The organism is Paraprevotella sp., assembly GCF_986071375.1.
Window position 1 is genome coordinate 64,965 of the sequence record NZ_CFQRNQ010000016.1, and the last position, 25,563, is coordinate 90,527.

At 51.6% G+C, this 25,563-nt stretch carries 19 protein-coding genes; 8 read left to right on the top strand and 11 right to left on the bottom strand.

Translation table 11 applies throughout. From position 1 onward, the window contains the following. Nucleotides 1-3 precede the first annotated feature (3 nt). Nucleotides 4-1,920, top strand: coding sequence for a glycoside hydrolase family 127 protein (locus tag AC5RDV_RS09710; protein ID WP_282748435.1), 1,917 nt, complete (start codon nt 4-6; stop codon nt 1,918-1,920). Nucleotides 1,921-2,006: 86 nt separating this feature from the next. Here AC5RDV_RS09710 and AC5RDV_RS09715 read toward each other — a convergent pair whose 3' ends face one another. After that, a complete protein-coding gene (locus AC5RDV_RS09715) occupies nt 2,007-4,241 on the bottom strand; it encodes a hypothetical protein (RefSeq protein WP_282748433.1) in 2,235 nt (744 codons plus the stop codon). A gap of 130 nt (nt 4,242-4,371) precedes the next feature. Here AC5RDV_RS09715 and AC5RDV_RS09720 point away from each other — a divergent pair, with 130 nt between their 5' ends. The 7 genes from AC5RDV_RS09720 (at nt 4,372) to AC5RDV_RS09750 (ending at nt 11,108) form a co-directional block, all read left to right on the top strand. Further along, nucleotides 4,372-4,680 (top strand): hypothetical protein, encoded by a 309-nt coding sequence (locus AC5RDV_RS09720; RefSeq protein WP_282748432.1) that lies wholly within the window; start codon nt 4,372-4,374, stop codon nt 4,678-4,680. 478 nt (nt 4,681-5,158) lie between these two features. Continuing rightward, entirely contained in the window at nt 5,159-6,634 is a 1,476-nt protein-coding gene (locus AC5RDV_RS09725; protein ID WP_282748431.1) for an MFS transporter, read from the top strand. 12 nt (nt 6,635-6,646) lie between these two features. Further along, nucleotides 6,647-8,050, top strand: coding sequence for a glucuronate isomerase (gene uxaC / locus AC5RDV_RS09730; protein ID WP_008628463.1), 1,404 nt, complete (start codon nt 6,647-6,649; stop codon nt 8,048-8,050). 12 nt (nt 8,051-8,062) lie between these two features. Then, the gene (gene uxuA, locus AC5RDV_RS09735; RefSeq protein ID WP_008628461.1) at nt 8,063-9,244 is read left to right on the top strand and encodes a mannonate dehydratase; all 1,182 of its coding nucleotides are present in this window, start codon (nt 8,063-8,065) and stop codon (nt 9,242-9,244) included. 29 nt (nt 9,245-9,273) lie between these two features. Next, on the top strand, nt 9,274-10,086 hold the full coding sequence (locus AC5RDV_RS09740; RefSeq protein ID WP_008628459.1) for an SDR family oxidoreductase: 813 nt from the start codon (nt 9,274-9,276) through the stop codon (nt 10,084-10,086). A gap of 150 nt (nt 10,087-10,236) precedes the next feature. Beyond that, entirely contained in the window at nt 10,237-10,551 is a 315-nt protein-coding gene (locus AC5RDV_RS09745; RefSeq protein ID WP_008628457.1) for a hypothetical protein, read from the top strand. Further along, nucleotides 10,548-11,108 carry a hypothetical protein gene (locus tag AC5RDV_RS09750; RefSeq protein ID WP_008628456.1) on the top strand — a complete coding sequence of 187 codons (561 nt, stop codon included), beginning with the start codon at nt 10,548-10,550 and terminating at the stop codon, nt 11,106-11,108. The genes AC5RDV_RS09745 and AC5RDV_RS09750 overlap by 4 nt, the downstream gene beginning before the upstream one ends. A 335-nt stretch (nt 11,109-11,443) precedes the next feature. On the opposite strand, the gene AC5RDV_RS09755 is transcribed toward AC5RDV_RS09750, so the two are convergent. From AC5RDV_RS09755 to AC5RDV_RS09800, 10 genes are all read right to left on the bottom strand, one after another. Next, nucleotides 11,444-11,971, bottom strand: a complete 528-nt coding sequence (locus AC5RDV_RS09755) for a hypothetical protein (protein WP_008628454.1) — start codon at nt 11,969-11,971, stop codon at nt 11,444-11,446. 101 nt (nt 11,972-12,072) lie between these two features. Then, nucleotides 12,073-12,480, bottom strand: a complete 408-nt coding sequence (locus tag AC5RDV_RS09760; protein WP_008628452.1) for a DUF8440 family protein — start codon at nt 12,478-12,480, stop codon at nt 12,073-12,075. Between the two features lie 97 nt (nt 12,481-12,577). Then, complete coding sequence (locus AC5RDV_RS09765; RefSeq protein WP_008628450.1) at nt 12,578-13,807, bottom strand: LL-diaminopimelate aminotransferase; 1,230 nt, start codon at nt 13,805-13,807, stop codon at nt 12,578-12,580. Nucleotides 13,808-13,822: 15 nt separating this feature from the next. Further along, entirely contained in the window at nt 13,823-14,629 is an 807-nt protein-coding gene (gene dapF / locus AC5RDV_RS09770; protein WP_008628448.1) for a diaminopimelate epimerase, read from the bottom strand. Continuing rightward, nucleotides 14,626-16,359, bottom strand: a complete 1,734-nt coding sequence (gene asnB / locus AC5RDV_RS09775; RefSeq protein ID WP_008628446.1) for an asparagine synthase B — start codon at nt 16,357-16,359, stop codon at nt 14,626-14,628. The genes dapF and asnB overlap by 4 nt, the downstream gene beginning before the upstream one ends. Further along, entirely contained in the window at nt 16,347-17,711 is a 1,365-nt protein-coding gene (locus AC5RDV_RS09780) for a glutamate synthase subunit beta (RefSeq protein ID WP_008628439.1), read from the bottom strand. Before AC5RDV_RS09780 ends, asnB begins: the two co-directional genes overlap by 13 nt. Nucleotides 17,712-17,745: 34 nt before the next feature. Then, a complete protein-coding gene (gene gltB / locus AC5RDV_RS09785) occupies nt 17,746-22,281 on the bottom strand; it encodes a glutamate synthase large subunit (RefSeq protein WP_282748430.1) in 4,536 nt (1,511 codons plus the stop codon). Nucleotides 22,282-22,775: 494 nt separating this feature from the next. Further along, on the bottom strand, nt 22,776-23,852 hold the full coding sequence (gene aroC / locus AC5RDV_RS09790; RefSeq protein WP_008628434.1) for a chorismate synthase: 1,077 nt from the start codon (nt 23,850-23,852) through the stop codon (nt 22,776-22,778). 39 nt (nt 23,853-23,891) lie between these two features. After that, a complete protein-coding gene (locus AC5RDV_RS09795) occupies nt 23,892-24,497 on the bottom strand; it encodes an FKBP-type peptidyl-prolyl cis-trans isomerase (RefSeq protein ID WP_008628432.1) in 606 nt (201 codons plus the stop codon). 92 nt (nt 24,498-24,589) lie between these two features. Next, complete coding sequence (locus tag AC5RDV_RS09800) at nt 24,590-25,069, bottom strand: GNAT family N-acetyltransferase (protein WP_008628430.1); 480 nt, start codon at nt 25,067-25,069, stop codon at nt 24,590-24,592. Between the last annotated feature and the right edge of the window lie 494 nt (nt 25,070-25,563).

Consider the following 25,563-nt stretch of genomic DNA (forward strand, 5'->3'; position numbering starts at 1 on the left):
TGGATGAAGCAAAGAAGATGGTTGTGCGGTTTGTTGTGTGCCTGTGCCACTGTGGCTTACGCCCAATCCGTTTATCCCGGCATATACGGGGACAAATTCAAGGAAGGGGTGAAAGTGCCGCTTGCTGCGGAGAGTTTTGAATTGCAGGACGTAAGGTTGTTGCCGGGGCGTTTCCGCGACAACATGATGCGGGACTCCGTTTGGATGGTGTCTATTGGCGTGGACCGCTTGTTGCATGGTTTCCGGACCACGGCCGGTATCTTTGCAGGGCGAGAGGGTGGTTACATGACCGTGAAGAAGTTGGGCGGGTGGGAGTCCTTGGACTGCGAGTTGCGGGGGCATACCACGGGGCATTTCCTTTCGGCCCTGTCATTGATGTATGCCGCAACGGGAAGCGAAGTGTTCAAACTGAAAGGCGACAGTCTTGTGGCCGGTTTGGCAGAGGTGCAGGTTGCCCTTGGGAACGGTTACCTGAGTGCGTATCCGGAAGAGTTGATAAACCGTAATATCCGTGCCACAAGTGTTTGGGCACCGTGGTACACTTTGCACAAGATATTCTCCGGGCTGATAGACCAATATCTTTATGCCGGTAACATGCAGGCTTTGGAGGTGGTTAGAAAGATGGGCGACTGGGCCTATGCGAAACTCAAACCCCTTTCGGAAGAGACGCGCCGCAAGATGATACGGAACGAGTTCGGAGGCATCAACGAGTCGTTTTACAACCTTTATGCCTTGACGGGCGACGAACGTTACAAATGGTTGGCCGGTTTCTTCTACCACAACGAGGTCATAGACCCATTGAAGGCGCAAAAGGACGATTTGGGCACGAAGCACACGAACACGTTCATCCCGAAAGTGTTGGCCGAGGCCCGGAATTATGAACTGACCGGCGATGCGGACAGTAAGGCCCTGAGCGAGTTTTTCTGGCATACGATGATTGACCGTCACACGTTTGCGCCGGGTTGCAGCAGCGACAAGGAACATTATTTCCCCACGGACAAGTTCACCGCGCATATCAGCGGTTATACAGGCGAGACCTGTTGCACATACAACATGCTGAAACTGAGCCGCCACTTGTTTTGTTGGGATGCCTCGCCCGAGGTGGCCGATTATTACGAACGTGCCTTGTACAACCACATACTCGGCCAACAAGATCCTGCGTCGGGGATGGTGGCCTATTTCTTTCCTTTGCAGACGGGTACGCACCGGGTGTACAGTACGCCCGAGAATTCGTTTTGGTGCTGTGTGGGCAGCGGGTTCGAGAACCACGCCAAGTATGCCGAAGCCATTTATTATCATGACCGGGACGGCATCTTCGTGAATCTGTTTATCCCTTCCGAAGTGAAATGGCAGGAAAAGGGACTGGTCTTGCGGCAGGATACCCGTTTCCCCGAAGAGGGCAAGGTGACGTTCACGGTCGGGTTGGACGAGCCGAAGCAGTTGACGGTAAGGCTCCGCTATCCGTCATGGAGCAGTGAGGTCTGCGTGAAAGTCAACGGCAAGAAGGTGAAAGTGCGGCAAAAGCCCGGCTCGTATATCCTTCTGTCGCGCCGTTGGAGGGATGGCGACCGTATAGAAGCGGATTATGCCATGGGGCTGCGTCTGGAGCGTACACCGGACGGGACGGAGCGTGGGGCTTTGCTTTACGGGCCGGTGGTACTGGCCGGTGAATTGGGGACGGAAGGCATGCAAGCTCCTGCACCGTATTCCGATCCGGCGAAGTACAATGATTATTATTCGTACGACTATCATATTCCCGAAGGGCTGCCCTGTGCGTTGCGTTGGGACGAGAAGCATCCCGGCAACGTGTTGCAACGCAAGGGAAAGGCTTTGGCGTTCGTCACGCCCGACGGCGTGGAGGTCAAGCCCTTGTACGATATCCATCGCCAACGTTACGTGGTATATTGGAATTTGCGCTGACACCTATCTCTCGTGTCAGGACTGTGCCGATGAAAACAGAAAGCCATTCTTGCCGCGCCGGGGGCAGGAATGGCTTTCGTCTTGTTTTATTTCTTGATCGTGTAGGAGACCGACTGTCCGGCTTTTACTTTCACCTTGTCTTTCCATTTGAGGAAAGCGTTGTCGCCCAAAGGTTTCTTCGCTGATGCGCCGTCTTCGGCCACGAGGGTGACTTCCGCATCGTATGCCGTGGGGTTGGTGAGGCGGAGAACAAGCCGTTTGGTGTCGTTTTTTACCGCTTGTGCCTCCACGTGGTCGAACACGTAGAACCGGCCGAGGTCGGTGCGGACATATATGCCCGGTATTTCCAAAGCCATCAATGCCCCGTTCGTCTCGTTCCATCCCGTTTCCCATCCGTCGGCCCGCGAACCGCGCCGGTCGGAATCGCAATATGTGAGGCGTTCCGTGATTTTTCCGTTGGGTTGGATGCCCTCGGCATGCGCATGGATGATGTCGCGCAGGAGTTCGGCATACAACGTGTCGCCCGTGGCGCGGTAGAGTTTGAACAGCGCGTCGCCCGACTGTGTGCAGAATCCCGGTGCGCCATGTTTGTTTTGTGTGCTGGCCCATACGGCACCTGTCAGGTTGGCTCCCAACTGGGCCAATGGCGTGTCGTCGGGCAGACGGTAGTCGAACGAGACGGTCCACGAGGCACATAAATGAGCCAGGTCTTGGGCTTGTTGCAGGTAATCGGCTTTTCCGGTCTTTTCGTATAGGGTCGTCAAGGAGGTCATCAGGGCGGCGGCGGTTTCGGAATCGGAGTTCTGCAGGATATCCCCGCATCCGCCCGAAGTGAAGCCTACAATGGAAAACTGGCGGTAGAAGTCGGATGCAGCCTGTTCGGCCACTTCCAAGTACTCCGGACGGCTGAAGTATTCTGCAGCCAGAGCCAGGCCGCCCACGGCCATTGCCCCGCTCGTGGTGTTGAACACGGCCACTTTTCCTGTTTCCACGTGCAGGTAGTTCCCCCACGTGCCTTCTTCCTTCCACGTGCGTACGAATGCGTCGGCCAGTTTGCGCACGGCATCTTCCCACTCGGGCCGGATACGGTCGCTTTTGCCCATCCGCTTCATCAGGTCGAATTGTTTCACCATCCAATAGAGCACGTCGGCATTGCGGCGCGTCACAGCCACGCCCGGCACGACGGCGGCGGCATCGCGGTTGAGCACCGTGCCGTCTGGTTGCAGGATGTCATAGTAATAACCACTTTCCCCTTTGGCACGGGGCAGGGCGAAGTCGAACGTGCGGGCCACGCGGCGCAGGTGTTCGTCGTCGCCGATGGCAAGCATGGGATAGGTGTTGATGAGTCCGCCAATCCATCCGTACGACATCCAGTCGGCCGTTTCGGGGCGGTAGAACTCCACACTGTCTTTTTGGTAATAGCGTGCGTCGATGTTCCGGTCCATGATGGACAACACTTCGCTCATCGGCACGAGGTGGCGTGGGGCGGCGCATCGGATATGGCGTTTGCGGTCGTGCATGAAGTGGCCGAGCAGTTGCGGCACGTCGTGGCAGGGATAGCTGAGGCGGGTCACGCGGATGGTGATTTCGTCTCCCTTGCGAATCGCGAGGCCGCGGTCCGGACTGGGGCTGAAGCCGATGAACTCCGGCTTTTTCTCCCTCACGCCGGGCGCACTGATGACGAACGAGGCCATGCTGCGGTCCGGAGCCTCTTCCACTATCAGCGCGTGGTCTATGATTTGTCCGTCCCGTTCGATTCCCTGGTCGGTCAGGAGGAGAACACCTTCTTGCTTTTGCCGGTCGAGGAATGCGATGACCGGAGTGGCGGCGTTGCATACGCTCACCTCCAAACGGGAGGGGCTGCCGAAATCAGGCGAAAGCTGCGGGATGGGGTTGGAGGTCAGGGCCAGGTCCGGACGGTCATAATCCGACGGGTCGAGCCCCGTGGCGTAATTGCGGTTCACGATGCGTTGGCGGTTGCCGTTGTAGACGGAAGCCGGAATCATCACGTAATTGTCGCTCGTCCAACGGTAGCGGTCGAAAGCCACGGCCACACCGGATTCGGGCATGTCTTTTAAAGCCTTGAAGCGGAACGTGAACAGTTCGCCGTCCTGCACCTTTTGTTTTTCCGTGCGGACTTCCCATTCGGGGTTTCTGCCGTCTATGGGCGTGCGGCTAACTAACCGTTCTTTGTCGTAACGGCATCCCAATAATCGGATTTCGCGGTTTTCCTCCGGCGTTGCCGGAAGCCATTTCTGTGCTTGCAGGCACAACGGGCATAGCAAGAGGTATCCCGTTAAAAGTTTCTGTTTGATCATCATCGGATGGATTTGAAATGAGAATCGTGTTTTCGGTCGCAAATTTATCATATTTCCTCTCTCCCTCCAAAAAATCTGAAAGATAGTTTTGCCTGTATGGAATGGCTTCACTTGGGGGTATAGTGCTGACAAAATGTCAACCAAAGCACTTTTGATAGAGCTGTTAAATGCCATAAATAGAAACGAAATGTTAATAGGACACCGGATGAAATGTTCCTATGCCGCATTTCTTTCATTTTTTTACGCTTTTTTGCTTGCCGCTTTCAGCCAAATGATTTTTCATTCGGCTGAAAGCGATATTTTTTTCTGCGCAGAAAAAAATAAAAACCTCCGCAAATGGGTCGGAAACAAAGAAGATTCCGTGGTGGAAGCATCATGGAAAAGCTCTTTTTCGAGCTATTTCACGACGATGGGCGTACAAGGAACTAATGACAAGATGTAAGGTGAATGTGGGTAAAAGATGACCGCTTAGCCGTAAATGTCCGCAGGATTTGGGCTTTGCCGTGAGGCCGAGTCGGTATGAATCCCGAGTGAGTGTCTTTCTGTTCCGGTGTCATCGTGCGAGAATGCATCGTGGGGAGCTGTTTGTCTTTTAGGAGGGAAATGGCGCATTCTCGCATGTGTGTCTTTTGCATTTTGACATTTTGTTTTTATGTGGCTTTTCGTTCAAAATGGGGTGCCGTTTCGTTCAATTTCATGAATACGTTTTCGGGCAGGAGTGGTATGGCTTATCTTTGTAAGTAGTGGAAGCCTTCCGGATTTTAACGAGTGGCATGGCTTGGGCTTTTTGTGGTGTAGCAAATGTTTTTGAATATGTTACATCGCATGTAATTCGAATTGTTTTTTAGGCTCGTTTGTGGGTGAAAACTATATATTTGCAACGTTTACGGAATATAAACTTTAAGGAAAACCGGAAAAACATGAATGAATCAAATCAAACATTTGCAGGAATGACCCGTTATCGTTGGGTCGTGTGTTCCATGTTGTTTCTGGCTACGGCCATCAACTACATGGACCGTCAGGTTTTATCGCTGACGTGGAAGGATTTTATTGCGCCTGAATTCGGGTGGAACGACACGGACTATGGGCTTATCACGGGGTGTTTCTCCATTGTGTACGCCATAGCCATGTTGGTCGTCGGCAAGTTTATCGACAAGGTAGGTGCGCGGCGCGGTTATTTGTGGGCCATAGGGCTGTGGTCGGCCGGGGCGTGCCTCCATGCCTTTTGCGGGATTGCCACTAACGGGCTGTTGGGTGGCGAGTGGCTGACGGATTTCGCGGGGGCGCGGCAGAACCTGGCTACGTTGCAGACGGTGGGGGACGGTGTGTGGACCGTGGCCACTGTCAGCGTCTGGCTTTTTTTGGCAGCCCGCTGCGTGTTGGCCATTGGCGAATCCGGAAATTTTCCGGCAGCCATCAAGATTACGGCAGAATATTTTCCGAAAAAGGACCGTGGGTTCGCTACCAGTGTGTTCAACAGCGGGGCACAGATTGGTGCCTTGCTTGCTCCTTTCGTCATACCTTTGCTGGCCCGTTGTTGGGGTTGGGAGATGTCCTTCCTCTTGGTGGGTGCCGTGGGCTTCGTCTGGATGGGCGTTTGGGTGTATGTGTATGATGCGCCGCAGAAAAGCAAGCGTGTCAATGCTGCGGAACTGGCCTACATTGAGCAGGATTCCGCCGCCGATGCTCCTTTAGTCGAAGGTACGGATGAGGCTCGTCCGACGAGGGGTATCAGCATTTGGAAGTGCCTGACTTATCGCCAGACATGGGCTGTCGTGGCCGGACGTTTCCTGCCCGATGGCGTGTGGTGGTTCTTCCTCTTTTGGGCACCGGCTTACGTGCATGATGTCTACGGATACAGTTCGGACTCCACGACGGGCATGTTACTCATTTTCACCCTCTATCTGATTTCGATGCTTTCCATCGTGGGGGGCTATTTGCCCACATGGTTCGTGGGGCACAAGGGTATGAACCCTTATGCCGGACGCATGCGCGCCATGCTTATTTATGCCTTCTTTCCCCTTATCGGCTTGGTGGCCCAGCCTTTGGGGAGTTGGTCGTATTGGTTTCCCATCGTGATAATCGGCATCATCGGGGCGGCGCATCAGAGTTGGAGCGCGAATGTCTATTCCGTGGTGGGCGACATGTTTCCCAAATCCGCCGTGGCCACAGTGACGGGTATTGGTGGTATGTCGGGCGGTATCGGTTGTTTGCTGTTCAACATGTGTTCCGGTATGTTGTTTACCTATTCCAAGGAAACGCAGATGGAGTTTTTAGGCTTCCGGGGTATCGAAGCCGGTTATATGATAGTATTTATGGTGGCGTCGTTAGGGTATCTGTTGAGTTGGGTCATCATCAAACTCTTGGTGCCGCGCTACCAGTTGATTAAAGAATAGGAGACAAGAAACATGAAACCATTTATGGACAAGGATTTCCTGCTCGGGACGGATACCGCGCGGGAGCTTTATCACGGGCATGCCGAACGCTTGCCTGTCATTGATTACCATTGCCATCTCGACCCACGGATGGTGGCGGAGGACTACCGCTTCCGTTCCATTACGGAATTGTGGTTGGGGGGCGACCATTACAAGTGGCGTGCCATGCGCACTAACGGGGTGGACGAACGTTACATTACGGGCGATGCTTCCGATTGGGAAAAGTTTGAAAAATGGGCGGAGACAGTACCCTATACCTTGCGCAACCCGTTGTACCACTGGACGCATCTGGAACTGCGCACGGCTTTCGGCATCGACAAATTGTTGAACCCCTCAACGGCTCGCGAGATTTACGAAGAATGCAACGAGAAACTGGCACAACCTGGGTTTTCCGCACGTGGGCTGATGCGGCATTACCATGTGGAAACAGTATGCACCACCGATGACCCGGTGGACAGTTTGGAATACCATATCGCCGCGAAAGCGAGCGGTTTTGAGATCCGGATGCTCCCGACGTGGCGACCGGACAAAGCGATGGCCGTGGAGAGTCCCTCGTCATTCCGCGACTATGTGGGGCGGTTGGAGCAAGTTTCCGGGCAGTCCATTTCCTGTTATGCCGATTTTGTCGGAGCATTGGAAGCACGTCATGACTTCTTTGCCGCACAAGGCTGCCGTCTTTCAGACCACGGGCTGTCGGAATTCTATGCAGAAGATTATGTGGAAAACGACATTAAGCGGTTGTTTGACAAGGTATATGGCGGTACGCCTTTGGACGGTGCGGAATGTGCCCGTTTCAAGTCGGCCATGTTGGTGGAGTTTGCCCGGATGGATGCCGAAAAGGGATGGACACAACAATTCCATTACGGGACGATACGCAATGCCAACAGTCGGATGATGCGTCTCGTGGGGCCGGATACGGGTTTCGATTCCATCGGCGAGTTCAACACCGCCCTCTCCATGGCACGGTTCCTTGACCGCTTGGACAGCCGTGGCATCCTCCCCCAAACCATCCTCTACAACCTGAACCCGGCGGCCAACGAGATGGTGGCCACGATGATTGGTAATTTCCAGGACGGGAGCGTGCCGGGCAAGATACAGTTCGGTTCGGGATGGTGGTTCAACGACCAGAAGGACGGGATGGAGCGGCAGATGAACGCCCTTTCCGTGCTCGGCCTGTTGAGCCGTTTTGTAGGGATGCTGACCGACTCGCGGTCGTTCCTTTCCTACCCGCGCCATGAATACTTCCGCCGTACGCTCTGTAACCTTTTGGGGCGTGACGTGGAGAAGGGCGAGATGCCCGTAGGCGAAATGCCGCGCATCCGGCAGATGGTGGAAGACATCTGCTATTACAATGCCAAAAACTATTTTAGGTTCTAAAGAAAAGAAGATATGGAAAAAACTTGGAGATGGTTCGGGAAGAAAGACAAAATCACGTTGTCCATGTTGCGCCAGATTGGCGTGGAAGGCATCGTGACGGCTTTGCATGACATCCCGAACGGGGAAATCTGGCCTTACGAGGCAGTGGCGGAAATGCGGGACTATGTCGTAGCGGCCGGTCTGCGTTGGTCGGTGGTGGAAAGCCTTCCGGTGAGTGAAAGCATTAAGTATGGCGGTCTTGACCGTGACCGCCTGATAGAGAACTATATCGTGAGCTTGGCCAATCTGGGCAAGGCCGGTATCAAGACGGTGTGCTACAACTTCATGCCCGTGCTCGACTGGGCGCGTACCGACTTGGAACATCCGAATGCGGACGGCACGTCGTCGCTTTATTTCGACCGTGCGGATTTCGCCTATTTCGATTGTTGCATCCTGAAGCGAGAAGGGGCGGAAACCGATTACGGGGCAGACATCATGGAACAGGTGGAACGGAAGAAAGCTGTGATGACACCGGAGGATGACCATAAACTGGTGGAAAACATCATCATCAAGACGCAGGGGTTCGTGAACGGCAATATCAAGGAAGACGATGAGAAGCCGGTGGAAATCTTCCGCGAGCTGCTCGGCCTGTATAAAGGTATAGACCGTGATGCCTTGCGCGAGAACATGCGTTATTTCCTCTCCGCTGTCATGCCGGTATGCGAGCAATACGGGGTGGACATGTGCGTGCATCCCGACGATCCTCCCTTGCAGATACTGGGGTTGCCACGCATCGTGACGTGCGACGAGGACATCACTTGGTTCCTGAACGCTGTGGACAACCCGCACAACGGGTTGACGTTCTGTGCCGGTTCGTTGAGTGCCGGAGCGCACAATAATGTGCCGGAACTGGCACGCAAGTATGCTTCTCGCACGAAATTCGTGCATCTGCGCAGCACGGACGTGCTGCCCGGCGGCAATTTCAAGGAAGCTTCCCATCTGGCCGGACGTGCGGGCATCATTGATTTGGTACGCACGTTCCAAAAGGAGAATCCTTCCTTGCCGATGAGGGTAGACCATGCTCCTCTGATGTTGGGCGACGAGAAGATGGGGTACAATGCCGGTTACTCTTTCCACGGGCGCATGTTGGCCCTTGGGCAGATGGAAGGGGTTATGGCAGTAGTGAACCGTGAGATAGCGGAAGGAAAAATTTGAAAATGGATAAAGGTTAAAAATAAACGGACATGAAGAATTTATTTGATATTCAAGGACAAGTGGTGGTCGTTACCGGCGGTACGGGTGTGCTAGGCCGGGAAATCGGGGAGTACCTTGCCCTGCAAGGTGCCAAGGTGGTACTGATGGGGCGTAATGAAGAGACCGGCAAACAGATAGCGGATGATATTTGCGGAAAAGGCGGCGAGGTGATGTTTCTGAAAACGGATGTGATGAATCCGGTCGTAGTGGAGCAGAACCTGCAAGACGTGTTGTCGGCCTACGGCAAGGTGGATGCCTTGCTCAATGCGGCGGGCGGCAACATGCCGGGTGCCACCATTGCGCCGACCGGGACATTCTTCGACCTCAAGGTGGAAGAGTTCGAACGGGTGTTGAATGTAAACCTTACGGGAACGGTCATCCCCACGCAGATATTCCTCCGCCCGATGGTGGAGGCAGGAAAGGGCGCGATTGTCAATTTCAGTTCCATGGCGGCTTTCCGTCCCATGACCCGCGTGTGCGGTTATGCGGCAGCCAAAGCGGGCATTTCCAACTTCACGGCCTTCTTGGCCAATGAAGTAGCCACGAAATTCACTTCCGGCATCCGTGTGAACGCCATCGCGCCGGGCTTCTTCCTGACGAACCAGAACCGTGCGCTGCTTACCAACCCCGACGGTAGCCTGACACCGCGCGGCGAGGATGTCATCCGCCAGACACCGTTCAAACGTTTCGGCCGTCCCGAAGAGCTTTGCGGCACGATACACTATCTCATCAGCGATGCCTCGGCCTTCGTTACCGGGACGGTGGCCGTGGTGGATGGGGGCTTCAATGCCTTTGCCATGTGACGGTTCTTCTTCCGATTCGCCCTGCTTGGAGACAGGGCGGATTGGAAGGGGTTGTGCCATCAATACTTGTGGTTAGGAGGAACTGCTGTGAGGAAGGGGAATGCCACAACCTTGCGTATAAGTTGATTGTTAATTAAATAATACAGTATTATGAGAAAAATTATGTTTCTCGCGTCTGTGGTGTGTTGGATTGCTTGCAGTGATACAGAAGACGAGGATAAGGAAACAATGTGTCCTGATAGTGAGGACATAAATAAGATTGAGATAGTGAAGGAAATGTTGTCAGCTACAGATTCTTCTTTCTTCGCTTCTTTATTACCTTTATTGGAACGGAATCGAGTGATACGCCTTGACAGCCGTGACGATTTGTCTGTGTGGTTACCGGACACGTTGCCAGTGCCTGAGGATTTGGATTTCGAACGGTATACTTATTTGTTGGGGAGCGCGGAACTTCATATTATGTGAAACGTGACACGTTGGTGGAAGTTGGTGGGTGCTTCGAATACTTATTTGACTACTTTTATTCCCCTGCCGATACTTCTTCCGTCCGTTTGATTTGTGGGAAATATGCCAAACTTCCGGCATCGTGCGGTGTGTCGCTTTCGGTGAGGAGCGAACGTGGTTTGGGATTGATATACACTACGAATGTTTTAAAGAGTGGTTTGTCGACTCCCGAACTTGATATGGAAGACAAGGAATTTGCTTTGATACGTATGATACCGGATTTCTTAAAGTATGTGACGTGGCCTGAAGCTTGGGACTATACATTCTTTTATACGGTGGATTACAGCCGTTATTCTGTGATACTTTGGAAATACACTGTAGAAAGTGGTGTGGGGGTGAAAGGTTTTAAAGTGGAACTTGTTCCCTTGTCGCCAACCGTGTACCGTTATGAGGTCACACACGAGTTCTATCCGTCTTTGATTGGTGAGAAAACTACTGCTTATATGGCTTCCGTCATAGACAAGGTTCCTGATAGTGTCACGATAGACTATGTTTTTAATGAAATAAAACCGTGGTGAATTGTAATGGGTATGCGTACTTCAGTTGGTGGCAGTCACCATGGGCCGTAGAATAGCGAGTGGACATCGTGGAATTTATCTGCAATGAGTTGGCCGTTGGTGTAGAGATGTGTCGCACCGTTACAGTGTACAATGTCAAACAAGTGTCCGCTGCATTCATTCGGGATGTCAACGGTATTTCATTACCCGCTTTTTTATCTTGTAATGTAGAATTGCAGAAACGCTTGTGGCAAATATATGGATAATTTTTGGCCATGCAAAAGAACCCTCCACAAAAGATGTCTCTATGAAAGACAAATCCGCGTGGAGGGTGCTAAAAGAAGTGTGTGGAATATTTACTTGCTATTTTTCATTAAGGCATGGATGCGTCTGGCTTCAGCTTCGGGATAATAATAAACTTCCGTGGCCGGATGGAAAATATAGTTTTCGTATTTCAATAACTGTAACCGGGCAAACTTCTTATCTTCCGACATGAGGATATCCAGTCTGACTGTAGTATTGTCCACCGGAGCTACAGGAATGCATTCGGGAACCCCATTAGCTTCAATGACATGTTGCAATGTATCAAAATGTTCCGGAGAATAGTATAGATGGTATTCTTTAATTGTACTGCCGGTAGGAGCATATACGGTTCTGGAGGCATGGCTCAAAATCCGTATCATGCCATAAATGGCCATACTTCCTCCACACGCCATGAAAACGAGCGAAAGGATATTGCTGTCTGTAGTGTGCATCGTAAGGGTAAGCGATACCATGAAAACGCCTATTGTTATAAGTATGCCGGATGAGACTGCGTTACGTGAGTTGAATCTTTTTTGGATATCCTGTTCGTTAGGATGTTGGGCTATAGCTTGATTTTCCATATCTTTTTAATTATAAAATAAAACATAATGAGATAATACACTATTATTCCGGCAAAATGAACCTTTGCCAGTCTGTCTATAAATCGGATAAGGAAATCTCGCTAAATGAGTAGGCGGCATAAAGCGAATACATAGTATTCGCATGAAGGTTGGCAGTAGAATGGGGCTGCCGTTTCGAATTGTTTGCCATTGGTGCTCATTCCGCATAGTGCAGATAATCGTTTTTGGGTGCGGAATGGCAGGTATTGCAAAGTCTGTAAATGGAAATTTTGCAGAGAACGTGTAGGTTGGGCTGTCAATACCCGTGCCCATACGATTTCCGGTGAAATTTCCCCATCGAATAAGACTTGTGGCTTTACCGTGTGTAACTCTTGCTGTTTGTGTACATTTTCGGCATATACTTTTTTACTTTCCGAGTGTTGTTCACGGAAAGCGTTCGTATTGGCAGAAATTAGAAATGTAATGGCTGCAAATAGGAATGACAGTATGATTTTTTGAAAATGCTTCATTAATAGTACAAAGATACGCACTCTTTTGTCTTTTGAACAAAAGAGTGGAATCCTTTTAACTTAATTTATGTAGCTGTTGGAGTATAAACGCCTCTGTTTATATCCACATCCTGATGCGCCGCATGGCTTCGATGCAGTCTTCGCGCTCGCCGAAAGCCGTGAGGCGGAGGTAGCCTTCGCCGTTGGGGCCGAAGCCTACGCCCGGTGTGCCGACTACGTTTACTTCGTATAGCAGTTGCTCGAAAAAACGCCAGGAACCCGTGTTATCGGGTGTTTTCAGCCAAATGTAGGGCGCGTTGACTCCGCCATAGACCTTGAATCCGGCAGATTGCAGGCCTTCGCGCATGATGTGTGCGTTTTCCATATAATAGTCGATGGTGGCTTTCACTTGCGCCTTGCCTTCTGCCGTATAGATGGCTTCCGCTCCGCGTTGGGTGATGTAACTCGTGCCGTTGAACTTGGTGCATTGGCGGCGATTCCAGAGTTTGTTGACGGGGACACGTTCGCCCTCCAAGGTGGCGGCTGTCAGTTCTTTGGGTACTACCGTATAACCGCAGCGCACACCTGTGAACCCTGCCGTTTTGGAAAAGCTACGGAACTCGATGGCACAACGTTTCGCACCTTTGATTTCGTAGATGGAGTGGGGAACATCGTCTTCACGGATGTAGGCTTCGTATGCGGCATCGAAGAAAATCAAGGTGTCATTGGCTAAGGCGTAATCCACCCATTTTTTCAGTTCCGTCTTAGTTAGGGTTGTGCCGGTCGGGTTGTTGGGATAACATAGGTAGATGATGTCTATGCGCCGGTCGGGAATTTGCGGGATGAAATGGTTTTCTGCCGTGCAGGGCAGGTAGGTGACATTGCTCCACTTCCCGTCTTCTCCCAATTCGCCCGATCGTCCGCACATGACATTGCTGTCTATGTAGACCGGATAGATGGGGTCGGTCACGCCCATACTGTTGTCCCAACGCAGGACCTCACCGATGTTGCCGGTGTCGCTTTTGGCACCGTCGTTGATGAAGATTTCAGTAGGGCTCAGGCTGATGCCGCGAGAAGCGAAATCATTTTTGAGGATGGCTTCAATCAGGAAATCATAGCCTTGCTCTGGTCCGTATCCATGGAATGTTTCAGCCGTGGACATTTCGTCCACGGCCTTATGCATGGCCGTGATACATGCCTGTGGCAGCGGACGGGTCACATCCCCTATACCCAGGCGGATGAGCCTTTTGCCCGGGTGGGTCACTTTGAACGTGTTTATTTTCTTGGCGATGTCCGAGAATAAATAGTTTCCCGGCAGTTTGAGGTAATGTTCGTTTACTAATGCCATAATGCTATGTTGTTTTTATCTATCCATATTTATTGTTCCGTCGAATACTTTTGTGGCAGGACCGGTCATCAGAATCCGGTCGTTTTGCGGTTCGTATTCGATGGTGAGTGTGCCTCCATCCATGATGATGTCGGTCTTGCCTTTGCCACGTCCGGTGAAAGCTGCGGCTACGGCCGTAGCGCACGCTCCTGTTCCACAGGCCTGTGTAATACCTGAGCCTCGTTCCCATACACGCATCCGGACATTCCCGTCGGGTAAGACCTGGGCGAATTCCACGTTGACGCGGTTCGGGAATAGCGGGTGATGTTCCATGGCCGGACCTTCGGAAAGCAAGTCAATAGCAGAAACGTCATGGGTGAAAATCACCAGATGCGGGTTGCCCATGTTTACGGCTGTACCTTCACGGAAAAGATAGCCGTTTCCTAAATCCACGGTACGAATGTCGCACGGAGCCCCCATGTCTACGGTTACCGAATCCACATTCTCGCCTTGTAAATGTAAATATAAGGTTTTTATTCCGGAGAGGGTTTCCAAGGCGATTTCTTTTTTATCGGTAAGTCCGTATTCATACACGTACTTGCCGACGCAGCGGCTGGCATTGCCGCACATCATGGCTTCTGAACCGTCTGCGTTGAAGATGCGCATGCTGAAATCGCCTGTTTCGGAAGGCCCTATCAGGACAAGCCCGTCGCTTCCGATGCCGGTATGTGGTTTGCTCCATTCCTTTGCCAATGCCTCGGGATGCGAGACGGGGTACTTCAGGGTATTGACGTAGATGTAGTCATTGCCAGCCCCCTGCATTTTGGTAAATTCTATTTTCATATTTTCGTTTTCCTGTATGCATCTTCATGTATTCCGTTTACGGCTCGCCCGCTCGGTTCGTTTTGTCCTTTGAACGAGGTGTCCCAAGCCAAGGCTTCGGCTGTGGAGCAGGCCACACTCGGTACGCTCGGTACGCTTCGGGCTGCGCTGTCGCTCGGGAAATATTCTTCGAAGATGCTACGGTAATAGTATTCTTCTTTGTTCATGGGCGGGTTGATGGGAAACCGTTCCGAGGCATGTGCCATCTGTTCGTCGCTGACGGCCTGTGATGTGATATCCTTCAATGTGTCAATCCAACTGTATCCCACGCCGTCGCTGAATTGTTCTTTCTGCCGCCAGACCACGCTTTCGGGTAAGAGATTGGCGAAAGCATCGCGTACGATTTTCTTTTCAATCGTCTTGCCCGGGCACATTTTGACTGCCGGGTTGAGGCGCATGGCCACGTCGAGAAATTCCTTGTCGAGGAAAGGAACGCGCCCTTCCACGCCCCATGCTGAGAGGGATTTGTTGGCTCGCAGGCAGTCGTAAAGGTACAGTTTGGAGAGCTTGCGCACCGTTTCTTCGTGAAAGGCCTGGGCATCCGGTGCTTTGTGGAAATAGAGGTAACCGCCGAACACTTCATCTGCGCCTTCACCGCTCAATACCATCTTGATGCCCATGCTCTTGATGACGCGGGCAAGCAGGTACATCGGGGTGGAGGCGCGCACGGTGGTCACGTCGTAGGTCTCGATGTAGTAGATGACATCACGCACGGCATCCAATCCCTCTTGGATGGTATAGTTGATTTCGTGGTGTACGGTACCGATGTAGTTGGCAACTTCCTTGGCCTTGGCCAAGTCCGGGGCGCCTTTCAGTCCCACGGCGAAGCTGTGGAGTTGCGGCCACCACGCCGTGGATTGCCCGTCGGTCTCGATGCGGCGTGCCGCAAACTTCCGCACTATGGCCGAAATGACGGAACTGTCCAATCCGCCGGAGAGCAGCACGCCATAGGGAACGTCGCTCATCAGTTGGCGGCGTACGGCAGCTTCCAAGGCATCACGTACGGCTTCTACTTGTATGGGATAGCTGTTTCCACAGTCCGTGACTTTAGTAGCGTTACAGGCGTCATGGGTATAATTGTCCTTCACGTTCGAGTAGTCCATCCAATCACGGGTGTACCAACGCGTCATCTTCCCTTCCTTGCCACAGTAATAATGTCCCGGCAAGAACGGCTCGTATTCGTCGCAGAAACCTTCAAGTGCTTTCAGTTCGCTGGCCAGATATAGGATGCCGTCCTTGTCATGTCCTATATATAAAGGTATGACTCCGATGGGGTCGCGGGCTATCAGGAAGTCGTCCTGTTCTTCGTCATAAAGGGCGAAGGCAAAAATTCCATTCAGGTCTTCTAAGAAATGGATGCCTTTGTCCCGGTAGAGCGCGAGGATGACCTCGCAGTCGCTGCCCGTTTGGAAGTCGTATCGTCCGGTATACTGTTCACGGATTTGGCGGTGGTTGTAGATTTCCCCGTTGACGGCCAGTATTTGTTTACGGTCGGGCGAGAAAAGAGGCTGCCCGCCGCTTTGCGGATCAACGATGGAAAGGCGTTCGTGGCATAAGATGGCTGTCTTGCCACAATAAATGCCACTCCAATCCGGCCCGCGGTGCCGGATTTTCTTAGACATGGACAAAGCCTTTTTTCGTAATTCAGGCGTTTGTTGTTTGAGGTTGAAAAGGGCTGTTATTCCACACATGGCGTTAAAGCTTTTGTTAAGTAAGCGTTGATGTCTTGGGCCGCTTTGCGTCCTCCTGCGATGCAGCGGACTACGAGGCTAGCACCGGTGGCCGCGTCTCCGGCCACGAAAACATTGCTTGCGAATGCCGGCTGTTGGGGCTTGAGGAATCCCATGGCCAACAGCACGAGGTCAGCCTTGAGAGTTTCCTTTTTCCCAGTAGGGCGCATGACGGGACGGCCTCCGTCCGGATTGGGAACCCACTCCACTTCTTCCACTTCCACACCGCAAACCCGGCCGTCTTTCGTGCCGATGAAACGGTTGGAGGTCAGGCACCACCGGCGTGTGCATCCTTCTTCGTGGCTGGAACTGGTCTTTAAGATTACGGGCCATTGCGGCCATGGTGTGGCAGGGTTATGGCCTACCGGAGGTTTCGGCATGATTTCGATTTGGGTGACATTGGCCGCACCCTGTCGGTTGCTTGTACCGATGCAGTCGCTTCCCGTATCTCCGCCACCGATGACGACCACATGTTTGCCTTTGGCGTTTATGCGTTCTTCCTTGCCGAAGGTCTGTCCGGCCAAAATCCGGTTTTGTTGGGCCAGCATTTCCAATGCGAAGTGTATGCCTTTGAGGTTGCGTCCCGGGATGTCAAGGTCGCGTGCCTGTGGCGTTCCCGTGCAAATACAGTAAGCGTCGAAACCCTCGGGCAGGTGTTCCATGTCTACGGGTGAGTTTGTCTTGAAGATGACGCCTTCAGCTTTCATGATTTCTATTCTCCTGTCTATGATGGCCTTGTTGAGTTTAAAGTTCGGAATCCCGAAGCGTAGTAATCCGCCCACGCTTTCATCCTTTTCAAATACCGTTACTTCATACCCTATGCGGTTCAGTTGGTTGGCGGCAGCCATGCCTGCCGGGCCGGAACCTACGACGGCCACTTTCTTCCCGTTTCGTGGGTAGGTCTTCGGTTTGACATAACCTTCGCGGAAAGCTGCTTCGATGATGGCCGCCTCATCCTCACGGATGGTGACCGGGGCATCGATGGCCAGTTTCAGCACGCAGCTTTTCTCGCAGAGCGCAGGGCAGATGCGCCCGGTGAATTCCGGAAAATCGTTGGTTTGGGACAGGATTTCGTATGCTTCTTCCCATTTGCCTTTGTAAAGCGCATCTTGGAACTCGGGCGGACGGTTACCTAAGGGGCATGCCCAGTGGCAGAAAGGCACTCCGCAATCCATGCAGCGTGAGGCTTGCAGTTTGCGGTCACTGGTGTTCAGGGTCTGTTCCACTTCTCCGAAGTCGTTGATGCGGTCGTGCACCGGGCGGTAGCCGGCTTCCTGCCGCGATATGGTGAGGAATGCTTTAGGGTTTCCCATTTTTTTCTTTATTTTTTGTCGTTTGTCGATTCTGTTAGTAATCCCGTTGTACGTCTGCTATTTTTTGTTGCAGTTTGCGCATTTGCTCTTCTGCCAGTACGCGCTTGTATTCGATGGGTGTGACTTGTATGAACTCGTCTACGTAGTGATTCCAGTCGTCCAGCATGGTGCGGGCCAGGCTCGAACCGGTGTAGAGGTAGTGTTGGCGGACAAGTTCATGCAGCTCTTTGCGTGAGGTGGAGTTTTCCAAAAGCGAAAGTTCCACCATTTCCATGTTGCAGAAGTAGTCGAACGTATGGCTTTTGTCCCAAACGTATGCCACGCCCCCGCTCATGCCGGCAGCGAAATTGCGTCCGGTTTCGCCTAACACGACCACGCGCCCCCCTGTCATGTATTCGCAGCAGTGGTCTCCCACACCTTCCACGACGGCGATGGCTCCGGAGTTGCGTACGGCAAAACGTTCGCCGGCCCGGCCGTTGATGTAGACCTCGCCGCTCGTGGCACCATATAGCAGCGTGTTGCCCGCAATAGTGTTCTTTTCCGCATCGAAGTTGGAACGCACGGGAGGACAGACGGAAATCAGTCCGCCGCTCAACCCTTTGCCCAAGTAATCGTTTGCCTCGCCTTCCAGTTTGAAGCAGATGCCGTGGGCTAGGAACGCCCCGAAGCTTTGTCCGGCGGAACCTTTGAATTTCACGTTGATGGTTTGTTCAGGAAGCCCTTCGTTGCCATACCGTGTGGCTACGGCACCTGACAGCATGGCTCCTACGGAGCGGTCGGTGTTGGCGATGGCGTATTCCAAGGATACTTCCTTGCCATGTTCGAGGGCTTCTGTGGCTGAGGCTATGATTTCCACGTCTTTCACGTGGCTGATTTCATGCTTTTGTTCGCATACGTGATGGATGGCCGTATTGCTTTCCACCTTGTGTAATAGGCGGCTGAAGTCCAACAGCCCAATTTTTGTCTCTTTTTCCACAGGCTTAATTTCGATGAGGTCAGTGCGCCCCACGATGTCTTCCAGTCGTGTGAATCCCATTTCTGCCAAGTATTCGCGTACTTCTTCGGCCAAAAAGCGGAAATAATTCACCACATATTTATAGTGTCCTCGGAAATGGCTGCGCAATACCGGGTCTTGGGTGGCGACCCCGACTGGGCAGGCGTTGGTGTGGCATTTGCGCATCATGACGCATCCTAATACGATAAGCACGGTCGTGCCGAAGCCGAATTCTTCGGCCCCGAGGAGGGCCATGCCGATGATGTCGCGCCCTGTTTTGAGTTGTCCGTCGGTTTGCAGGCGTACTTGTCCGCGCAGTCCGTTGAGTACCAAAGTCTGTTGGGTCTCACTAAGACCGATTTCCGGAGAGATGCCCGCATAACGCATGGATGACGCAGGCGAAGCACCCGTTCCACCTTCCGCGCCCGAGATGACAATCAGGTCGGCCTTGGCCTTGGCCACTCCGGCGGCTATCGTGCCGACCCCACTTTCGGCTACCAGTTTTACGCTGATTCGAGCTTGTGGGTTGACATTCTTCAGGTCGAAAATCAGTTGTGCCAAATCTTCGATGGAGTAGATGTCGTGGTGGGGCGGGGGAGAAATCAGGGATATGCCCGGAATGGAGTGGCGCGTTTTGGCAATCACCTCATCCACTTTGAAACCCGGAAGTTGGCCACCTTCCCCCGGTTTGGCACCTTGTGCTACTTTGATTTGTATCTCTTCGGCATTGGCGAGGTATTCGGTCGTGACACCGAAACGTCCGGATGCCACCTGCTTGGTCTTGCTGCAAAGAGGGATGCCTTCGTATGTCTCATGGAAACGGGCGTTGTCTTCCCCGCCTTCTCCCGTATTGCTTCGGGTGCCAAGCTCGTTCATGGCCAATGCCAGGGCTTCGTGGGCTTCCTTGCTGATGGCACCGAACGACATGGCACCGGTGACGAAATGCTTGACGATGTCCTCCACGGGTTCTACCTTGTTGATGTCGACGGGGTTACGTTTGAACCCGAAGAAATCGCGCAGGAATATCGGCTGTTTTTTCCCGTCCACCATCTTCGTGAATTCCTTGAATTTCTTGTAACTGCCAAGGCGCGTGGCGATTTGCAGGGCTGATATGGTTTCAGGATTCCAGGCATGTTGCTCGCCATCTTTGCGGAAAGAGAACAGTCCGGTATGGGGCAAGAGGTGCCCGGGTTCTGTGAGCCGGAAACCGGCATCGTGGAAAATGGTATAGTCTTTTGCGATTTCCTCCAACCGTATGCCACCGATGGTAGAGGCCGGCGTGCCGAAATAGGTTTTCAGTAATTCCTCACTGAGTCCGACAGCTTCGAATATTTTGGCACCTCGGTAAGAACGTATCGTGTTGATGCCCATCTTGCTCATCACCTTGTACAATCCTTTGCAGATAGCCTTGATGTAGTTTTTCTCTGCTGTTTCGTAATTCATCTGTATTTCGTGTCGCTTGACCAAATCGTCTAATACGGCAAAAGCCATATAGGGATTGATGGCACTTGCCCCGTAACCCAACAGCAGGGCCGCGTGCATGACCTCACGGATTTCACCGCTTTCGATAATCAGTGCGGTCTGCACGCGTTTCTGTACGGAAATCAAATGGTGGTGTACGGCACTTACGGCCAACAGCGAGGGGATGGCTGCGTGTCCGGCATCCACTCCGCGGTCGGACAGGATAATGTAGTTCACTCCTTCGTCGACGGACGCTTCCGCTTGCTTGCATAAGGTGGACAAGGCTTCTTGCAAGGCAGCCTTCCCTCCGTGCACGTCGAACAGGATGGGGAGCTTCACGGTGTTGAACCCCTTGTAACGTATGTTGCACAGGATATCCAACTGGGTGTTGGTCAATACAGGATGAGGCAAGCGTACCATTTTGCAGTGTGCTTCGCTCGGCAACAGGATGTTCATACCCACGGCACCGATGTACTCGCTCAGCGACATGACCAGTTCCTCGCGGATCGGGTCGATGGGAGGGTTGGTCACTTGGGCAAACTGTTGGCGGAAATAGTTGAACAGCAGTTGAGGCTTGTCGGAGAGCACGGCAACGGGGGTGTCGTTCCCCATGGAAGCGGTCGGCTCCGCTCCGTTCGTTGCCATCGGGATGAGTGTGCGTTCGATATCTTCGCGCGTATAGCCGAAGTTACGCAGCTTGCGACTGTAGTCCTCCACATTGTTTTCAACTTTCCGCCCACTTCGCAGCGTGTCCAGTTCTATACGGTTCGTGGAGAGCCATTGCTGATAGGGCTTGGCAGCAGCCAACTGGACTTTCAGTTCCCCGTCATAGTATATTTTTCCCTCTTGGGTGTCCACCAAGAGTATTTTGCCCGGTTGCAACCGTCCTTTTTCCTTGATGTCCCCCGGCTCGAAGTGGATGGTGCCTGCCTCGCTGGCCACGACCATCATGTCGTTCCGCGTTATCAGGTAACGGGCAGGGCGCAGGCCGTTGCGGTCGAGCATGCCTCCGGCATAGCGTCCGTCACTGAAGAGCAGGGCGGCCGGGCCGTCCCACGGTTCCATCAGGATGGAGTGGTACTCATAGAAAGCCTTCAGGTCTTCGCTGATAGGGTTCTTGTCGTTGAAGGATTCCGGCACCAACATGGCCATGGCGTGGGGCAGGCTCAGGCCGGACATGACGAAGAATTCCAACACGTTGTCCAACGAGGCACTGTCGCTCATGCCGGGTTGGATGATGGGCCTGATTTGTTTCACGTTGCCAAGCGTGGGTGTGGAGAGCACGCTTTCCCGTGCCTCCATCCAAGCTCGGTTGCCCCGTATGGTGTTGATTTCACCGTTATGCGCCAACAGGCGGAAAGGCTGCGCCAGGCTCCAGGTCGGGAAGGTATTGGTGCTGAATCGGGAATGCACGACGGCCAACCCACTGGTGAAGTACGGTTGGGTCAGGTCGGGGAAGTATTCCCTCACTTGTACGGACGACAGCATTCCTTTGTACACGATATTCTTGCTCGACAGGGATACGATATAGAAATCTTTGTGATGTATGCGGTTCTCAATCCTCTTCCTTATTATATATAGGGTGCGTTCCAAGTTCTCCGTATCAGTGGAACCGGTGATGAATACTTGCTTGATGCTTGGTTCCGTGCCCAATGCGTCTTTTCCAAGGATAGACGAATTGACCGGCACGTTGCGCAAGTGCATCAGGTTCAAGCCTTCCCGTTCTATCTCCTCAATCATGATGCTTAGCATGTGGGATTGCTCCTGCCCGTCCTTGGGCAGGAAGACAAGCCCTGTGCCGTATTTTCCTTTTTCCGGGACGGGGATGCCTTGCAGGAGGATGAATTCATGGGGGATTTGGAGCATGATGCCTGCCCCGTCGCCCGTCTTGTTGTCGGCGCCTTCCGCCCCCCTGTGCTTCATGTTTTCCAACACTTTAAGGGCAGAATCCACTAATTCATGGGATTTGTTGCCGTGTATGTCCACAATCATACCTACTCCGCATGCGTCATGTTCGTTCGAGGCGTCGTACAATCCACTTGCCTTGTGGATGTGCTTCTTTGCATCTTTAATGCCGTTATATTTGATAAAAGGATTTTGTTTTTCTTGTTTCATAATCTATATGCGATATTATTTTGTTGTATCGTGACGTTTTGTTTTGCAAAAGTACTAATTGATTGCCAAAATGCAATGGGTCGTAATCCGGTTTTTCTTGAGAAAAAGAAAAGATATTTTTCAAAACTGATGATTCGGATAAAATTTATGCAAAATAGTTACGAATAGGTATGAAAATGGTTGTTTTGTTTTTTAGATTACAACCTTGCAGTTGTCCTTATAAAAATACAATGGATTTGGTGAGGTTGGCTCCTTTTCAAACTGCTGAAAGAGAAAGGTAGAAAAAGGAACATGTGGGAAAAAATATCCCGCCTCAAAACCGAGGCGGGATACCAACACAAAAACTAAACTAAACTTTTAACTAAGCTATCTTAAAGTTTCACAACTTTATATCCTTTACGTTTCAAAGATAGTTATTCCTTCGGCCGCATCCAAATAGAATCTGCGAAATAACTGCTTTTTTCTACGAATCCGGATATTTTTCTCCGTTGCAATTATAAATGCGTGGTTTTGTTGAGCAGGTAATAATCCAGAATCGTCATGGCCGCCATAGCTTCTACCACAGGTACCGCACGAGGAAGTACGCAGGCATCGTGCCGTCCGCGAGCTTTTATGATCGTCGGGGTTCCGTCCAGTGTTACGGTTTCCTGTTCCATCAGGATGGTAGCGACTGGCTTGAAAGCCACCCTGAAATAGATGTCTTGTCCGTTGCTGATTCCGCCTTGTATGCCTCCGCTATTGTTGGTGCGTGTTCCGATGGTTCCATTTTTTGCTATGAAGACATCATTTTGTTCACTTCCCCGTTGGCTTACTCCGGCAAACCCTCGTCCGTATTCGAATCCTTTTACGGCGTTGATGCCCAACATGGCACCTCCCAATGCAGCATGGAGTTTGCTGAAAGCCGGTTCACCCAACCCTATGGGGCAATGGCGGATTACTCCCGTGATGATACCTCCGATTGTATCTCCTTTTGCTTTGACTTCCGAAATGAGGCTTTCCATGGCAGCGGCTTTTTCCGTATCCGGGCAACGTACATCGTTCGTTTCGATTTGTGCCGGGTCGTAATGCGTATAATCGTGTTCCAAAGCTATGTTACCCACTTGTGAGGTATAGGCATAGATTTCCACTCCGATTTGTTTGAGAGCCAGTTTTGCCAAGGCACCGCCCACGCAACGTGCTATGGTTTCACGTGCCGAAGAACGTCCTCCACCCGTATGGTCACGCAAGCCGTATTTTTGAGTGTAGGTGAAATCGGCATGTGATGGTCGGTACAGGTTGCGTATGTTGTCGTAATCATTGGAATGTTGGTTGGTGTTGCGTACCAGGAAGCCGATAGGGCACCCGGTAGATTTGCCTTCGAACACTCCGGACAGCAGTTCCACCTTGTCCGCTTCTTTGCGGGGAGTCGTGATTCTGCTTTGTCCCGGCCGACGACGGTCCAGTTCGCGTTGTATGAAGTTCTGGTCGATGTCGATACTGGCCGGAAATCCGTCGATGATTCCGCCTATTCCAGGCCCGTGGCTCTCCCCGAAAGTCGTCAGCCGGAATATGTTACCGAATGTATTGCTCATGTCTCACCCTTCCGATATAAAATATACAGATGCCGTTTTTTAATGGCAATGTCCGCATCCGCAACTCTCTTCGTGATGATGCCCGTCACAGCCGCAATCGTCTCCGCAACCTCCACCACAACTGTCGCATCCGCATTCGCAACCTCCTTCGCCGCTCAGCATGTTGAGCATGCCTTGTATTTCGTCTTTTGTCGCATCGCGATTTTCAGTGACTTCACCGATGAAGTTCAATGCTTTTCCGGCTAAGGGATGATTCAGGTCTACGGTTACGGTATCTTCTTTCACGTCTGTGATTGTTCCGTTAAAACGTGCTCCGTCTGCATTCATCAAGGGTACCACGCTTCCCGGATAAATATGCTCTTTGTCAAAATGTCCGTTTATTTTGAATACATCTTTGTTCAGTTCCAGTACGCGTTCCTGTTCATACTCACCGTAAGCTTCTTCTACGGACAGTGTGAAATTGAATTTCTCTCCTTTCTGTAACGGTTTGATTTGTGCTTCAAAAGCATCTAAAGTTGTGCCCATATCCGAAATAAACTGGAAAGGGTGCTCAATAGGAGCTTTTTCCACTAATTCTTTTTTCCCGTCGAAATCCGTATAGAGTTCGTATGCGACGGTGATGTACTTGTTGGGTGTCGTATCCATATATATCCTATTATTAATGATAAAGAGTTGCAAAGTTACAGGAAATAAATGACAAACAAAAGCGGATGGCTTGTTTTGATGGTTTTAAAGCCCTATTTCGTTTCTCTTTCTATCTGATATGTAGGGGGAGGTAGGGGTACTCGTTTCATTTTCAGGATAGGGAATGGGTTACCTTGCTCGTCTGTTTCCGTGCGTTCAAAAGTTTGGAACCCCAAATGGCGGTAGAAACCTTCTGCCTTGTGGTTTTGTTCGTTTACGTCCACATATCGCACGCCGAGTTTCTCGCAAGCCATGGTAAGCAGTAGCTTCCCGATACCTTTTCCGAAATATTCAGGTGAGATGAAAAGCATTTCGATTTTGTCTTTTTCTATGCCGATAAATCCTGTGGCTTCATTTTGCTCGTATGAAACAAAGAGGTTTTCTATGGATTCGAGACCGGCCTTTGCGTATGGTTTTAATGCTTGTATGTCCTTTTCTGTCAGGAAATGGTGGCTTTGCCGTACTGATGCTTCCCACAGCCGGGTCAGTGCCTCAATAGTCTCTGTGGTACGTATGGGAGTTGTAATGTGCATGTTTTGGATATTTTGTATGGACAAAGTTACGAATAAAATCCGCCATTCGCAATTGTTTTATTATCAGCTTATCTCTCTCTTCCTACATAAGAGTTTTCCCAAAAACATCCTTCATCTTTCAGGATGCATGCTAATTGGTTCATTGTTTGTGCGTTATGGGCTGAAGGATGTTTCAGCTATCCTTCAGCCACGTTTCATTTCCTTTGGAAGAGAACGGAAAACCAATCTGCGGAGAATGAAAAATCGTTTGGCTTAGATTGAAAAATCGTTTGGCGCAGAACGTTTGACGGCTTTCTGCCATGAAAGGGAACTGAAAGATGAAATTTTACCGTTCAGTTTCTAATGTGTTGTATGATAGATATTTAACATACATCCTGAAGGATGAAGGATGTTTTTGGAAATTCCCTTGGGTGTATTTTAGTTAGTGATTACCCAATCTTTCAGGGTATGCCTTTCCATGTCGAAGTTGATGCCGACCTTCACCACGGGCAAGC

Bases quoted from the DNA above. Each gene is read 5' to 3' on its own strand.
- aroC (WP_008628434.1), bottom strand. From the start codon at position 23,852: ATGAGCAATACATTCGGTAACATATTCCGGCTGACGACTTTCGGGGAG.
- AC5RDV_RS09780 (WP_008628439.1), bottom strand. From the start codon at position 17,711: ATGGGAAACCCTAAAGCATTCCTCACCATATCGCGGCAGGAAGCCGGC.
- AC5RDV_RS09745 (WP_008628457.1), top strand. From the start codon at position 10,237: ATGAGAAAAATTATGTTTCTCGCGTCTGTGGTGTGTTGGATTGCTTGC.
- AC5RDV_RS09765 (WP_008628450.1), bottom strand. From the start codon at position 13,807: ATGGCATTAGTAAACGAACATTACCTCAAACTGCCGGGAAACTATTTA.
- AC5RDV_RS09710 (WP_282748435.1), top strand. From the start codon at position 4: ATGAAGCAAAGAAGATGGTTGTGCGGTTTGTTGTGTGCCTGTGCCACT.
- AC5RDV_RS09725 (WP_282748431.1), top strand. From the start codon at position 5,159: ATGAATGAATCAAATCAAACATTTGCAGGAATGACCCGTTATCGTTGG.
- AC5RDV_RS09760 (WP_008628452.1), bottom strand. From the start codon at position 12,480: ATGAAGCATTTTCAAAAAATCATACTGTCATTCCTATTTGCAGCCATT.
- asnB (WP_008628446.1), bottom strand. From the start codon at position 16,359: ATGTGTGGAATAACAGCCCTTTTCAACCTCAAACAACAAACGCCTGAA.
- AC5RDV_RS09800 (WP_008628430.1), bottom strand. From the start codon at position 25,069: ATGCACATTACAACTCCCATACGTACCACAGAGACTATTGAGGCACTG.
- AC5RDV_RS09755 (WP_008628454.1), bottom strand. From the start codon at position 11,971: ATGGAAAATCAAGCTATAGCCCAACATCCTAACGAACAGGATATCCAA.
- gltB (WP_282748430.1), bottom strand. From the start codon at position 22,281: ATGAAACAAGAAAAACAAAATCCTTTTATCAAATATAACGGCATTAAA.
- AC5RDV_RS09740 (WP_008628459.1), top strand. From the start codon at position 9,274: ATGAAGAATTTATTTGATATTCAAGGACAAGTGGTGGTCGTTACCGGC.
- dapF (WP_008628448.1), bottom strand. From the start codon at position 14,629: ATGAAAATAGAATTTACCAAAATGCAGGGGGCTGGCAATGACTACATC.
- AC5RDV_RS09795 (WP_008628432.1), bottom strand. From the start codon at position 24,497: ATGGATACGACACCCAACAAGTACATCACCGTCGCATACGAACTCTAT.
- AC5RDV_RS09720 (WP_282748432.1), top strand. From the start codon at position 4,372: ATGTCAACCAAAGCACTTTTGATAGAGCTGTTAAATGCCATAAATAGA.
- uxaC (WP_008628463.1), top strand. From the start codon at position 6,647: ATGAAACCATTTATGGACAAGGATTTCCTGCTCGGGACGGATACCGCG.
- uxuA (WP_008628461.1), top strand. From the start codon at position 8,063: ATGGAAAAAACTTGGAGATGGTTCGGGAAGAAAGACAAAATCACGTTG.
- AC5RDV_RS09715 (WP_282748433.1), bottom strand. From the start codon at position 4,241: ATGATGATCAAACAGAAACTTTTAACGGGATACCTCTTGCTATGCCCG.